Source organism: Tenggerimyces flavus, assembly GCF_016907715.1.
Classification (GTDB): Bacteria; Actinomycetota; Actinomycetes; order Propionibacteriales; family Actinopolymorphaceae; genus Tenggerimyces; species Tenggerimyces flavus.
Map to the genome: position 1 here is coordinate 5,270,664 of NZ_JAFBCM010000001.1, position 14,336 is coordinate 5,284,999.

The following is a 14,336-nucleotide window of genomic DNA, read 5'->3' on the forward strand; positions in this document are numbered from 1 at the left end:
GAGCCGCTTTGAGCAACGACACCCCAAAGCCCACGAAGGCACAGGTCGACCAGGTGCCGCCGTGGGGGCAGCTCGCTGCTCTCGGATTCCAGCACGTGCTCGCGATGTACGCCGGTGCGGTCGCCGTTCCGCTGATCGTCGGCGGCGCGATGAAGCTCCCGAGCGCCGACCTCGCGTACCTGATCAACGCCGACCTGCTCATCTCGGGCATCGCGACGTTGATCCAGTGCATCGGCGTCTGGCGGTTCGGCGTACGCATGCCGCTCATGCAGGGCTGCACGTTCGCCGCGGTCAGCCCGATGGTGATCATCGCGACGACCGGCGGCGGGCTGCCGGCGATCTACGGGGCGGTGATCCTGTCCGGAGTGATGGTGGTGATCCTCGCGCCGGTCTTCGGGCGGCTGCTGAGATTCTTCCCGCCGCTCGTGACCGGCACGATCATCCTCATCATCGGGATCAGCCTGCTGCCGGTGGCCGTCAACTGGGCCGGTGGCGGGGTCGGTGCGCCGACGTTCGGCGCTCCCCGCAACCTCGCGCTGGCGGCCGGCGTGCTGCTCGTCGTCCTGCTGCTGCAGCGGTTCGCGCCGCCGTTCCTCAGCCGCGTCTCGGTCCTGCTCGGCATCGTGATCGGCACGCTGGTCGCGATCCCGCTTGGCTTCACCGACTTCTCCAAGGTGGGCGACGCGCCGCTGTTCGGCATCAGTACGCCGTTCCACTTCGGTCTGCCCACGTTCGAGCTCGGCGCGATCGTGGCGATGATGATCGTCATGCTCGTCACGATGACCGAGACGAGCGGATCGATCCTCGCGATCGGCGACCTCGTCGACAAGAAGGTCGACCGGGTCGTGCTCGCCGACGGGCTGCGGGCGGACGGGCTGTCGACGGTCCTCGGCGGCATCTTCAACACGTTCCCGTACACCGCGTTCGGCCAGAACGTCGGGCTGATCGGGCTCACCAAGGTGCGCAGCCGGTTCGTGGTCGCGGCCGGCGGCGCGATCCTCGTGCTGCTCGGGCTGGTGCCGGTGCTCGGCGAGGTCGTGGCGGCCGTGCCGCTGCCCGTCCTGGGCGGCGCGGGGATCGCGATGTTCGGCACCGTGGCGGCGTACGGCGTGCGCACGCTGTCGCAGGTGTCGTTCAAGGACAACTCGAACTTCTTCATCGTGGCCGTCGCGCTCGGCATCGGGCTCGTCCCGGTCGGCGCGCCGACGATCTACGAGGCGTTCCCGACCTGGTTCCGTACGGTGATGGACTCCGGCATCGCGGCCGGCTCGATCGCGGCGATCCTGTTGAACCTGCTGTTCAACCACCTGCCGTCGAAGAACGGATCGGACGCCGAAGAGACCGCCGACGTGGCACGATCAGCTCGGTGAGGTACCTGTCATGGAGTTCTTGAGGCCAACGACCTGGACCGACGCCCTCGCCGCCAAGGCCGAGCATCCGTCCGCGCTGCCGATCCGCGGCGGTACGGACGTGATGGTCGAGCTGAACTTCGACGTCCGGCGGCCGGACGTCCTGCTCGACCTCGGCGGGGTGAAGGAGCTCGGCGAGTGGAGCCCGTCGAACGGCTCGATCCAGCTCGGCGCCGGCGTGCCGTACACGCGGATCATCACCGAGCTCGGCGAGCGGCTGCCCGGGCTCGCGCTCGCCTCGCGTACCGTCGGGTCGCCGCAGATCCGCAACCGTGGCACGGTCGGCGGCAACCTGGGGTCAGCGTCTCCCGCGGGCGACGCCCATCCCCCGCTGCTCGCGTCGAACGCGGTGGTGGTGGCGGAGTCTGTCCGCGGGCGCCGCGAGATCGCGATCGACGACTACTTCACCGGGGTGAAGAAGAACGCGCTCGCGCCGGACGAGCTCATCCACTCGGTGCTGCTCCCCCTCGCCACTGGTCCGCAGCAGTTCAGCAAGGTGGGAACGCGCAACGCGATGGTGATCGCGGTGTGCGCGTTCGGCCTCGCACTGCACCCTCGGGAGCGGGTCGTCGGAACGGGGATCGGCTCGGCGGCGCCGACACCGGTGCGGGCGCCCGAGGCGGACGCGTTCCTCTCGGGCGAGCTGCCCTGGGAGACGCGGGGTTCGCTCCCCGAGACGGTGGGACTGGAGTTCGGCCGTCTCGTGGCGGCAGCGGCATCGCCGATCGACGACGTACGGGGAACGGCGGCGTACCGCCGGCACGCGTTGAGTGTGCTGGCCCGCCGCACGCTGGGCTGGGCCTGGCACGACTATCAAACGGGAGCGTGGTCCTGATGCGTGTGACGTTCACTGTCAACGGGACCTTGCAGGAGGCGGACGACGTCTGGGAGGGCGAGAGCCTGCTCTACGTCCTGCGTGAGCGGATGGGTCTGCCGGGTTCCAAGAACGCTTGTGAGCAAGGCGAATGTGGTTCCTGCACGGTCTATCTCGACGACGTTCCGGTGTGCTCGTGCCTGGTCGCCGCGGGGCAGGTGCAGGACCGGGACGTCCGTACGGTCGAGGGCCTGGCGTCCGGTGACGACCTTGACCCGGTGCAGGAGGCGTTCATCGAGGCGGGCGCGGTGCAGTGCGGTTTTTGCACGCCCGGCTTGATCGTCGCGACGCACGAGCTGCTGCGCCGCGACGACGATCCGTCCGATGCCGAGATCCGCGAGGCGTTGGCCGGCAACCTGTGCCGGTGCACCGGGTACGAGATGATCATCGACGCGGTGCGCCTCGCGGCGACGCGTGCGCGAACGGGGGTTCGGCAGTGAGAACGGTCATCGAGCACGCCGCGATCGCGACGGTGGACCACGCGAGCAACGAGTACGCCGACGGCCATGTCGTCATCGAGGACGGTCGCATCACCGCGGTCGGCCCCGGCCCCGCGCCGGAAGGCGCGGTCGATCGCCGGATCGACGGCTCCGGCTGCCTGGTGACGCCGGGGTTCGTCAACACCCACCATCACCTGTACCAGTGGGCGACGCGTGGGTACGCGCCCGAGTCGGACCTGTTCGGCTGGCTCACGACGTTGTATCCGGTGTGGGCGCGGCTGACCGACGTCGAGTTCTACGCCGCCGCCTCGGCCGGCCTGGCGAAGCTGGCGTTGTCCGGCTGCACGTTGGCAGCGGACCACTGCTACCTGCATCCACGCGAGGGCGGCGACGTGTTCGGCGCGGTCGTCCGCGGCGCCGAGCGGGTGGGCATCCGGCTGCTCGGCGTACGCGGGTCGATGGACCGCGGCGAGTCGCACGGCGGGCTGCCGCCGGACAGTGTGGTGGAGACGACCGAGGCGGCGTTGCTCGCGACCGAGGAGGCGATCAAGCGGTTCCACGATCCGTCGCCGGCCGCGATGATCCAGGTCGCGGTGGGGCCCTGCTCGCCGTTCACCGTGAGCAAGGAGCTGATGCGGGAGGGCGCCGAGCTGGCGCGGCGTACGGGGACGCGGCTGCACACCCACCTCGCGGAGACGGTCGACGAGGAAGAGCAGTGCCTGGCGGAGTTCGGGGTGAAGCCGATCGACTACGCCGACGAGCTCGGCTGGCTGGCCGACGACGTGTGGTTGGCGCACGGCATCCACTTCGACGACGCGGCGATCGATCGGCTCGGCGCTTCGCAGACCGGCGTGGCGCACTGCCCGAGCTCGAACGCGCGGATCGCCGCGGGCATGGCGCCCGTTCGCGCCCTGCTTGATGCCGGCGCTCCGGTCGGGCTCGGCGTCGACGGTGCCGCGTCGCACGAGGCGGGCGGGTTGGCCGGTGAGTTGCAGGAGGCCTTGTATGTCGCGCGCTGGCGGGACGGCGCGACCGCGTTGACGCCGCGGCAGGCGCTGTGGCTGGCGACGATGGGCGGCGCGCGGTGCCTGGGCAGGCAGAACGAGCTCGGCTCGCTCGAGGTCGGCAAGCTGGCCGATCTCGCGGTGTGGCGGCTGTCCGGGTTGGACCACGCGGGGATCATGGATCCCGTTGCGGCGTTGGTCTTTTCGGACGTTCCGCCGCTCGCGTTGTTGCTCGTCGGCGGCGAGGCGGTCGTCGAGTCCGACGAGCTGCTGACGACTTCGGAAGCCGAGATCGCCGCTGAGTTGGCCGTCGTCGGTCGGCGGATGGCGTCATGACCGCGCCCTCCGATCTCCGCACCCGTACCGTCGGCGGCGTAGGCGAGAGCCCGCTGCGCCCGGACGGAATCCTCAAGGTACGTGGGGAGTTCGCGTACTCCTCCGACCTGTGGGCCGACGACATGCTGTGGGGCGCGACGTTGCGCAGCCCGCATCCGTACGCGCGGATCCTCTCGGTCGACCTCTCGGCCGCGCTGGCGCTGCCGGGTGTGTACGCGGTGCTCACGCACGAGGACGTGCCGGGCGAGAACATCTACGGTCCCGAACATGCCGACCAACCCGTGCTCGCGGTCGACATCGTCCGCTACCACGGTGAGCCGATCGTCGTCGTCGCCGCGGACCATCCGGAGACCGCGCGCCGGGCGATCGCGAAGATCGCCGTCGAGTACGAGGTGCTCGAGCCCGTCGTCGACGTCGAGACCGCTGCGTTCGACGGCGTGCCGCACCTGCACGAGGGCGGCAACATCGTGCGCCACGTGCGGATCCGCGCCGGTTCGCCGGACGACGCCGAGGCCGAGGTCGTCGTGACCGGTGAGTACCACGTGGGCATGCAGGACCAGGCGTTCCTCGGTCCCGAGTCCGGGCTCGCGATCCCCGCCGAAGACGGCGGCGTCGACCTCTACATCGCCACCCAGTGGCTGCATGTCGATCAGGGGCAGGTGGCGCACGCGCTCGGCCTGCCCATTGACAAGGTGCGGTTGACACTCGGCGGCGTGGGCGGCGCGTTCGGTGGGCGCGAGGACATCTCGATCCAGGTGCACGCGTGCATGCTGGCGCTGCACACGCGCAAGCCGGTGAAGATGGTCTACTCGCGCGAGGAGTCGTTCTTCGGACACGTGCACCGGCACCCCGCGGTGCTGCGGTACGAGCACGGGGCTGATTCTTCCGGCCGGCTGGTGTTCGTGCGGGCGTCGGTCCATCTGGACGGCGGGGCGTACGCGTCGACGACGTCCGCGGTGGTGGCCAACGCGGCGACGCTCGGCGTCGGTCCGTACGTCGTGCCGCATGTCGCGATGGACTGTTGGGGGATGTACACGAACAACCCTCCGTGCGGGGCGATGCGCGGCTTCGGCGCGGTGCAGGCGGCGTTCGCGTACGAGTCGCAGATGGACAAACTGGCTTCGGCATTGGGGATGGACCCGGTGGCGCTGCGGGTCCTCAACGCGATGAGCGAGGGCTCGTCGTTGCCGACCGGGCAGGTGATCGACTCGCCGGCTCCGGTGGCGGAGCTGCTGTCTCGTGTGCAGGCGAAGCCCCTTCCGGCGGTGGCGGACACGGATCTGCGCTCGATGCCTGGTGGCGTGTCGAACGTGACGCACGGCGAGGGTGTCGTGCGCGGCATCGGGTACGGGGTCGGGATCAAGAACGTCGGCTTCTCGGAGGGCTTCGACGACTACTCGACGGCGCGCGTGCTGCTGCAGGTCGTCGCCGGTGAGCCGGTGGTGTCGGTGCAGACGGCGGCCGCCGAGGTCGGCCAGGGCTTGGTGACGGTCATGGCGCAGATCGCCCGTACCGAGCTCGGCGTCGCGAACGTGACGATGGCGCCGGCGGACACCTCGGTGGGGAGCGCGGGGTCGAGCTCGGCCTCGCGGCAGACGTACGTGACGGGCGGTGCGGTGAAGGCAGCGTGCGACGCCGTCCGGGCGCGGGTGGTGAAGCTCGCGGGTGGTGCTTCGTCGTACGAGTCGCTGGATCTCGTTGCTGTGTTGGGTTCTGAGGTCGTCGACGAGACCGTGGAGTGGCGGCATCGGCCGACGTTCGCCCTGGACAAGCGGACCGGGCAGGGCGTGGCGCACGTGCAGTACGCCTTCGCGGCACACCGCGCGGTGGTGGATGTGGACGTGGAGCTGGGCCTGGTGCGGGTGGTCGAACTGGCGTGCGCGCAGGACGTCGGGAAGGCGATGAACCCGCAGGCCGTGCTGGGCCAGATCCAGGGCGGCTCCGCGCAGGGGTTGGGGTTGGCGGTGATGGAGGAGATCCAGGTGTCGGAGGGGAAGGTGCGCAACCCTTCGTTCACCGACTACCTGATCCCGACGATCCTCGACATGCCGCCGATGACCATCGACGTGCTGGAGCTCGCCGACCCGCACGCGCCGTACGGTCTGAGAGGAGTCGGCGAGCCGCCGACGATCTCGTCCACGCCCGCCATCGTCGCCGCCATCCGCGCGGCAACCGGTCGTGCGCTGGCGCGGATCCCGGTCCGCCCGGAGGACATCACCGGCACCTGACCGACCGCCAGCCCCCGGTGATCATGTACGTGATCATGAAGCCGAACTGGCACCTGGGGCGGTTCCGCCTTCATGATCACGTACATGATCACGGGGCGTGGCGGGGCGAGGAGCGGCTGAGCGGGGCCAGAAGTCGGTGGTGTTGGCGGATGGGCACCGATGTCGCCTTACCTGGCGAGTGGCTACTTTGCACGGTGTGTACCCCACGTAGAGCGGCAAATGATCATGTAAACATGATCATTTGCCACCACTGGGGAGTCACTCGGCGCGGAGGCGGTCGAGGTGGCGGCCAGTTGGAGGCGGGAGTGGACGTCGAGCTTGCGCATGGTCGCGGTGTGGAGGGCGTACGACGGTGGTCGGTGGACTCCATGGAGCTGAGCCTCGCGTCTTGCGGAGCCCACCGACTATGGGGAGATCACCCCGTACGTGTGTCTCAGGCGACCGGTGCCGGACTGTCCTCGTGGTCGAACTGGGTCCGGTACAGCTCGCCGTAACGCCCGCCCGCGGCGAGCAGCTCGGTGTGGGTGCCTCGTTCGACCACGACGCCGCCCTCGATCACGAGGATCTGGTCGGCGGCCCGGACGGTCGACAGCCGGTGCGCGATCACCACCGCGGTCCGGCCCGCGAGCGCCTCGCCGAGAGCGGCCTGGACCGCGGCCTCCGACGTGGAGTCCAGGTGCGCGGTCGCCTCGTCGAGGATCACGACGCGCGGCTTCGCGAGCAGCAGCCTCGCGATCGTCAGCCGTTGCCGTTCGCCGCCGGAGAGCCGGTAGCCGCGCTCCCCCACAACCGTCTCCAACCCGTCGGGCAGCGAGCCGATCAACGTGTCCAGCCGGGAGCGGCGCAGTGCCTCCCAGATCTCGTCGTCGGTGGCCTCCGGGGCGGCGAGCATGAGGTTCGACCGGATCGACTCGTGGAACAGGTGCCCGTCCTGGGTGACCATGCCGAGCGCGTCGCGGATCGAGTCGAACGAGAGGTCCCGTACGTCCACACCGCCGATCGTGACCGAGCCGGAGTCCACGTCGTACAGCCGCGGCAGCAGGCTCGCGATCGTCGACTTGCCCGCGCCGGACGAGCCGACCAGCGCGACCATCTGCCCGGGCTCGGCGCGGAACGAGATGCCGTGCAGCACCTCCTCGCCGCCGCGGGTGTCGAGCTTCGCGACCTCCTCGAGCGAGGCCAGCGAGACCTTGTCCGCCGACGGGTAGGAGAACTTCACGTCCTTGAACTCGACCGCAGCCGGGCCGTCCGGCACCTTCTTCGGGTCCGGCTTCTCCTGGATCAGCGGCTTCAGGTCGAGCACCTCGAAGACGCGCTCGAAGCTCACCAGCGCGCTCATCACCTCGACGCGAGCGCTCGCGAGCGCGGTGAGCGGCGCGTACAGGCGGACGAGCAGGAACGACAGCGCGACCACGTCGCCGGGATCGAGCGTGCCACGCAGCGCGTAGAAGCCGCCCAGCCCGTACACGACCGCCAACGCCAGCGCGGAGACCAGCGTGAGCGCGGCGATGAAGATCCACTGCACCATCGCCGAACGGACGCCGATGTCGCGAACACGCCGTGCCCGCAGGGCGAACTCCTCCGACTCGTGCCAGGGGCGGCCCATCAGCTTGACCAACGTGGCGCCGGGCGCGGAGAACCGTTCGGTCATCGTGTTGCCCATGGTGGCGTTGTGGTTGGCGGCCTCACGTTCCATCCGGGCCAGCCGGTTGCCCATGCGGCGGGCAGGAATCACGAACACCGGAAGGATGATCAGCGCGATCAGGGTGATCTGCCAGGACAGCCCGAGCATGACGACGAGCGTGAGGATCAGCATCACGACGTTGCTGATCACGCCGGACAGCGTGTCGCTGAAAGCCCGCTGCGCGCCGATCACGTCGTTGTTGAGGCGGCTGACCAGCGCGCCCGTTCGCGTGCGGGTGAAGAACGCGATCGGCATCCGCTGGACGTGGTCGAACACCGCCGTCCGCAGGTCGAGGATCAGTCCCTCGCCGATGCGCGCGGACAGCCAGCGTTGCAGGACGCTGAGGCCGGCCTCGGCGAGCGCGATCACCGCGATCACGATCGCGAAGAACAGCACGAGGCTGAACGCGGACCTGTTCACGATCGCGTCGACGACCCGTCCGGCGAGTACCGGCGTTGCTACGGCGAGTACGGCGGTGACGACGCTCAGCAGGAGGAAGGCGATCAGCAACTGACGGTGCGGGCGCGCGAAGGCGAGGATCCGCTTCGTCGTCGCCATCGAGAACGGGCGGCGCTCTTCCTCCGCGGTCATCGCGTGGTAGAGCGAGGTCCACGCGGTGGTTTCCATGTCCATGGGCACTAGCTTTCCACGACTTCGAGCTCGGGCTCGCGCGCGTTGTCGCGCTCGAGCAGGACCGCGGTGAGGACGGCGGCGGTCGCGACGACCACGGCGGCGACGATGCCGACGACGTGCAGGCTGCCGACGAACGCCTCCCGCGCCTGTTCCAGCTCCGGTCCGGTCGCGGCGGCGAGGGTCTCGCGTACGGCTGCCGAGGCGTCCGCCGGTAGGCCGCTGACGTACACGGCCGTCGCGATGCTGCCGAACGCGGCGATGCCGAGGGCGGCGCTGAGCTCGGAGCCGGTCTCGGAGATCGCCGAGGCGGCGCCGGAACGTTCGACCGGAGCCGAGCCGACGACGAGGTCCATGCCGACGACGATCAGCGGCGAGGCGCCGAGGAAGAACAACGTGTGCGCGAGCGTCGGGACGAGCGGTCCGGACGTCTGGTCGGTCTGGGTGAGCAGCAGCAGCGCCAGCGCGCCGATCGCGAGGCCGCCGGCGGCGACGTACACGCGCGGGAGCCAGCGGAACAGGATCGGCGCGGCGACGAACCCGAGCACGATCGCGACGGCCGGGATCAGCGACCAGAAGCCGGCTTCGAGGGGCGAGAGGCCGGCGACGAGCTGGAGGTACTGGCTGACGAGGAACGCGGTGCCGGGGCCGACCAGCATGACGAGCATCATCGTGACCAGGGCCGCGGTGAACTCGCGCATCTTGAACATGTCGAGGTCGAGCAGCGGGTGCTCGAGCCGGCGTTGTCTGCGTACGAAGGCGAGGGCGAGGCCCGCGCCAGCGACGATCGCGGCCGCCGCCTCCAGACTGAGGCCGTCGGCGGCGATCTGCTTGAGGCCGTAGATCACGCCGAGGATGGCGCCGAGCGACATCGCGGTGCTGAGGAGGTCGATCCGTCCGTTCGTCAGGGTCTTGAACTCCGGGACGAGGAACGGGCCGAGGACGACGAGGAGCGCCATCACGGGGACGCCGGCGAGGAACACCGAGCCCCACCAGAAGTGCTCGAGCAGCAGGCCGCCGACGAGCGGGCCGATGACGGTGCCGACGGAGAAGCCGGTCATCCAGAGGCTGAGCGCGACCGTGCGTTGCCTGTCGTCGTGGAACATGTTGCGGATCAGCGACATCGTGCTCGGCATCAGGGTCGCGCCGGCGATGCCGAGGAGCGCGCGGGCGGCGATGAGCAGCTCCGGCGTGGGGGCGTACGCGGCGAGGACGGAGGCCAGGCCGAACGCGGCGGCGCCGATCAGCAGCAGCTTGCGCCGGCCGATCCGGTCGCCGATCGTGCCCATGGTGATGAGGGAGCCGGCGATCAGGAACCCGTAGATGTCGGTGATCCAGAGCAGCTCGACGCTGGTGGGTTGGAGATCGGCGGAGAGCTTGGGGACGGCGAGGTAGAGGACGGACATGTCGACAGAGATCAGAACGGTCGGCAGGACCAGAACGGCAAGCCCGATCCACTCCCGCCGACCGGCACGTTGCGGCATTGCGGTGCCAGTCATGTCCTCGAACGTAGAACCTCAAGCAACGTTGAGGTCAAGTCCGCGCCCCCTGGCCCGTGATCATGTACGTGATCGTGAAGCCGTAGCCGTCGTATACGCACAGTTTGGCTTCATGATCACGTACATGATCACGCCGGTCACTGGCGCTTGAAGAACCACCGTTGGCAGGCGCCGCCGTGGTAGAACCACGTGTCCACGTTGGCGCCCTGGGCCGAGCTGCAGCCAGCAACGTCGAGCGACAAGCCCGACCCGAGCTGCAGGACGGAGAAGCTGCCACCGGGGCTCGGTTCGATCCGCCAGCGCTGGCACTCCGACTCGTTGCTCGTCCACGTGTGGATCGTCCCGCCGGGCAGCTTCGAGCAGCCGTCGATGTCGATCACCTTGCTCGAGTTCGGATCCACGATCTTGTAGACGTCGTCACCGATGCTCTCCAGCTTCCATCTCTGACACGGGCTCCCAGTCACCCACGCCCACATCCGCACGTCCGACCCGTCCGCGGTCTGGCAGTTCGTGATGTCCAGCACCCGTGCCGTGCTGGTCGCCGCCTCCACGCGATACCGGCCGGCACCACCCTCCCCCAGCTGGGTCGCGTTGAACGCCGGGCGCAGGATCCACTGCTGGTTCGCGCCCTGCCCGCACGTCTCCTGCTTCACTGGGTCGAGGTCGGCCACCGTCCCGTTGAGGATGCTGAGGCACTTCCCGCTGTGCGCGGCCTTCAGATGGATCACCGTGTCGTACGCGGCGCCGTCTACGTACTCGAGCAGGAACTGCTGGTTCGCCGTCGGGTCGCCGTTGCCGTTGCCGCACGGCCACTGCAGCAGCTGGCCGCCGTCGACCATGCTCCAGTCCTCGACGTCCGCGCACTTCAACGGACCGGCGGCCGTCGCGGTGTGGACCGGCTTCAGCGCGTACTGGTCCGACCCAGCTACCTGCTCGACGTGGAAGCGTGCGTTCAGGTCGACCGGCAGGCACTGGTACTGCACGTACCGCGCGTCGTTCGCCGTGCTCGCGCCCTGGACGTTCAGGCACTTTCCGCTGTTGCGGTTGACGAGCTCGTACGTCCGCTGCTCGATGTCGAACTTCGGCCCCGTCACCGCGCCGACCGGCCCACCCCAGCCGAGCACCTTGTCGCCGAACGCGGCGCCGCTGGAGTGGAACGTGTACACCTGACGGTCGCCACTCGCGCCGCCCGCGTAGACGATCGCCGCGTCGCCCTTGCCGTCCCCGTCGTAGTCGCCCGCAGACAGCGACGCCTTCGCCAGATCGAGCTCACCCGTACGCCGCCACCACGACGAAGCAGACAGAGCGGTCCCCGAAGAGCGGAACACGAACAGCCCCGCGTCGTTGGCCGCGTGCTCGTACAGAGCCACGACGTCATCCTTGCCATCGCCGTCTGCGTCGGTCACCGCGGTCCGGCTCTTCTCCCAGCAGAACGCACCAGCGCCACTGTCGTAGATCGTCGTGGCCGCGGCGAAGCCCGTGCCGGTCGACTTGTACAGATCAACCGTCGTACGGCAGTCGGTCTGGTTCCGCATGCTCAGCAGGTCGTCCTTGCCGTCGCCATCGACGTCGGCGAGCAGCGGCGCGCTGCGCGACCACGGGTTGCCCACCGCGGCCGTCGTCCAGGTGACCGGCGTCCGGAAACCGTCCGAAGCACGGAACACCAGCGCGGACCAGTTGTCGCCCGTGCCCGCGTTCTGCACGACGATGTCGTCCTTGCCGTCGCCGTCCACGTCCCCGGCGATCACGCGGGCCGTGCTGAGGGGCCAGCTGTTCGGCGGGCTCGTCCACACGTGCGGGAACATGTCGTACCTGTTGCCGTCCGAGACGAGCGGGTACAGCCACACCTGCCGGCCCGCCCCCTCGCGGAACATCGCGAGCTCGGTCCGGCCGTCGCCGTCGAAGTCGCCCTGCACCGGCTTGGTGCGGTACAACGCGAAGCCACCCGCCTCGCCGCTGTCCCAGCCGATGTAGCCACTGTGGAAGGCGTTTCCGTCGTCCGAGGTCACGTTCCAGATGGCGGTCCGTCCGTACCCGTGATCGAACACCGCGGTGACATCGGCCTTGCCGTCACCGTTGGCGTCACCGCGCGTCTTGGGGACGACGGGGTCCTCGGGAGTACGTTCGATCGCCTGCAGGGACCAGGGTGGGCGGGTCGCGCTGACGTTGCCGGCCTCGTCGACCGCCTTGACGTACAGCGTCTTCGACGGGTCGTCCTGTGGAAGCGTGACGGGGATCGTGGCCGTACCGTCGGCTTTCACCTTCACCGACAGGGAAAGGTCGTCTTGGTCGAAGCCGTACGCGTACTCCGTCACGTCCGTCTCCGTCGTCGTGCCGGGGAGGAACGTCACGGTGCCGGCCCGTTGGGTCAACAGGGTGGGCTCGCCGTGCGGGTAGTCGCTGGACTGGATCCGAGGGATCGACGGCTTGACGGAGTCGATGGTGAAGTAGCAGTCCGGTGTCGCCGGTCCGGTCGTCTGGGGGTCTCGGGTGAACGCGCGGTAGCGGTAGAGCGTGTTCACCGCCAACTTGCCGGCGGGTGTCTCCGGCCAGGCGAACGCCGCGCCAGTGACGGTCGGACCGACGTCGATCGTGTGGACGACAGTGCCTGCCTGGTTGAGGATCTGCAGCGTCGTGGTGACGGCGTCGCCGGCGTCCGGGTCGTTCGCGATCGCGGAGAACTGCGGCTTCAGGGTGGCGATCGCGGTCGGATCGGCCGCCGTTCCGCACGGCCGCGACCGGGTGAAGTTCAGGTTCTTGGGCATCAGTGGCGCGGTGTTGTACGTCACCGAGAGCACGGCTGTGTTCGGGTGGAATTTCTTCCACTGGTTCTGCGCCACGGCAGACGTGGTCTCGTTCGGTGCGCGCAGGCCGAGCGTGACTGTGGGACGGCGCGCGTTCGCGACATCCTGCACCACCCGATGCAGAAGCGTGCCCGGACCACCGATGAACTCCATCGGGTTGTCCTCGGTCCAGGGATACGCCTCGCCCTTGACCTCGGCGAGGTTCTCCAGCCAGAAGCCGGGGACGCTGTTGTCCCAGTTGATGAACTGGTTGGTCTGGATGTCGGTCAGCCGCCATAGCTGAACGGGTGTCACTGTGCTGCTCGGCGTCTTGTTGAGCGTGATCCGGAAGGTGGCGCTTACGATCTGGCTGCCGGCGATCGTCTGCGCGCCGCTGGTCGTGTTGAGCAGGAACATCGACCGGTAGAGGTTCGCGATGGACCCGTACGCGCGGCCGACCTTGGCCCCCTCGTCGTTCCGGTCGTAGGTCCACGCGTTCAGGCCGTCCATGTTGGGGTTGACGTGCGCCCAGTTGACGAGCCGGCCGTCGAGCGACGGGTCGATGGCGACGGGGAACTTCGTTTTCGGATCGGTCAGCATGCCGGCGTTCGGCGTCAACGTCATCGTCTTGCTCGCGAGCTGGATGCCGAGCCGCTCCGGCTTGCCGTCCGCGTCCCACATCGTCGGCGGCGGGGCGGAGAAGACCGTCTTGCCGTTCTTGGTGGCGAGCGTCGACCCGTCCGGCCGTACGGACAGCTTCAGTCCGTCGCTGCTGACGGGGTACCGGAGCGTCTTGAGCGCGGGATTCAACGCCGCTTGGCGATTCTTCACGATCAAAAGATGCGTGAAGTCGTTCACGCCGACGTCGATCCGCAGGTCGACGCCGGGAAACACCTCGGGGTAGACCGCTCGCGAGCCGGTGACGACGGGCGCCGGCAGCTTCCCGACCCAGCCGAGGTCGACCCGCTTGCCGGGCTCGCCGAACGTCAGCAGGTGCTTGCCGCCCCCACCGGACAGCACGATCGGAGTGATCGCCGCGACCGGACGGTACGACCCGTCAATCCCCTTGCGCAGTGAAGGATCCGGCGCGACCCACCCCTCCCCCGTACGCACCCGCACCGGCAGCGGATGCTGGTCCATCGTCTTGGTGCCGTCGGGGTTGACGTAGATCTCGGAGGTCTCCGTGCGGAACGCGGACACCTCCACCCGCTTCCCCGTCTCCCTCGCCCGCACGCCAGCCGCGGCCATCGGCGCGAGCTCCTTCGCCGGCGCGACCGCCGCACTCGCGGCAGGGCCGCGAGGCTCGGCTCCAAGCGTTGCTGCCGGAGCAGCGGTCGCGACCATCCCTTGCACGATCAACGCGACCGCCACAGCAGCGAACGCCCAACCCCTCAGCCGCACCACGACCACCCACGTTCATCGGTCACCACGAACGAACCCTGGACCCTC

Annotated in this window: 8 protein-coding genes; 5 read left to right on the forward strand and 3 right to left on the reverse strand. The window is 69.1% G+C overall.

Annotation, left to right across the window (positions count from 1 at the left end):
• Positions 1-8: 8 nt before the first annotated feature.
• From JOD67_RS24715 to JOD67_RS24735, 5 genes are read left to right on the forward strand one after another with little or no spacing between them, the layout of a single operon-like run.
• Positions 9-1,370, forward strand: a complete 1,362-nt coding sequence (locus JOD67_RS24715) for a nucleobase:cation symporter-2 family protein (protein WP_239554033.1) — start codon at positions 9-11, stop codon at positions 1,368-1,370.
• A gap of 10 nt (positions 1,371-1,380) precedes the next feature.
• Positions 1,381-2,244 (forward strand): FAD binding domain-containing protein, encoded by an 864-nt coding sequence (locus JOD67_RS24720; RefSeq protein ID WP_205120078.1) that lies wholly within the window; start codon positions 1,381-1,383, stop codon positions 2,242-2,244.
• Complete coding sequence (locus tag JOD67_RS24725; protein ID WP_205120079.1) at positions 2,244-2,723, forward strand: (2Fe-2S)-binding protein; 480 nt, start codon at positions 2,244-2,246, stop codon at positions 2,721-2,723. Before JOD67_RS24720 ends, JOD67_RS24725 begins: the two co-directional genes overlap by 1 nt.
• Positions 2,720-4,063: an 8-oxoguanine deaminase gene (locus JOD67_RS24730; RefSeq protein ID WP_205120080.1), complete on the forward strand. Its 1,344-nt coding sequence runs from the start codon at positions 2,720-2,722 to the stop codon at positions 4,061-4,063. Before JOD67_RS24725 ends, JOD67_RS24730 begins: the two co-directional genes overlap by 4 nt.
• Entirely contained in the window at positions 4,060-6,291 is a 2,232-nt protein-coding gene (locus JOD67_RS24735) for a xanthine dehydrogenase family protein molybdopterin-binding subunit (RefSeq protein ID WP_205120081.1), read from the forward strand. The genes JOD67_RS24730 and JOD67_RS24735 overlap by 4 nt, the downstream gene beginning before the upstream one ends.
• Before the next feature lie 433 nt (positions 6,292-6,724).
• Here JOD67_RS24735 and JOD67_RS24740 read toward each other — a convergent pair whose 3' ends face one another.
• The 3 genes from JOD67_RS24740 to JOD67_RS24750 form a co-directional block, all read right to left on the reverse strand.
• Positions 6,725-8,608, reverse strand: a complete 1,884-nt coding sequence (locus tag JOD67_RS24740; RefSeq protein ID WP_205120082.1) for an ABC transporter ATP-binding protein — start codon at positions 8,606-8,608, stop codon at positions 6,725-6,727.
• A 5-nt stretch (positions 8,609-8,613) separates the two neighbouring features.
• Complete coding sequence (locus tag JOD67_RS24745; protein WP_205120083.1) at positions 8,614-10,104, reverse strand: MFS transporter; 1,491 nt, start codon at positions 10,102-10,104, stop codon at positions 8,614-8,616.
• 137 nt (positions 10,105-10,241) lie between these two features.
• Complete coding sequence (locus JOD67_RS24750; protein ID WP_205120084.1) at positions 10,242-14,291, reverse strand: RICIN domain-containing protein; 4,050 nt, start codon at positions 14,289-14,291, stop codon at positions 10,242-10,244.
• Positions 14,292-14,336 lie beyond the last annotated feature (45 nt).

Bases quoted from the DNA above. Each gene is read 5' to 3' on its own strand.
- JOD67_RS24720 (WP_205120078.1), top strand. From the start codon at position 1,381: ATGGAGTTCTTGAGGCCAACGACCTGGACCGACGCCCTCGCCGCCAAG.
- JOD67_RS24725 (WP_205120079.1), top strand. From the start codon at position 2,244: ATGCGTGTGACGTTCACTGTCAACGGGACCTTGCAGGAGGCGGACGAC.
- JOD67_RS24735 (WP_205120081.1), top strand. From the start codon at position 4,060: ATGACCGCGCCCTCCGATCTCCGCACCCGTACCGTCGGCGGCGTAGGC.
- JOD67_RS24740 (WP_205120082.1), bottom strand. From the start codon at position 8,608: ATGGACATGGAAACCACCGCGTGGACCTCGCTCTACCACGCGATGACC.
- JOD67_RS24745 (WP_205120083.1), bottom strand. From the start codon at position 10,104: ATGACTGGCACCGCAATGCCGCAACGTGCCGGTCGGCGGGAGTGGATC.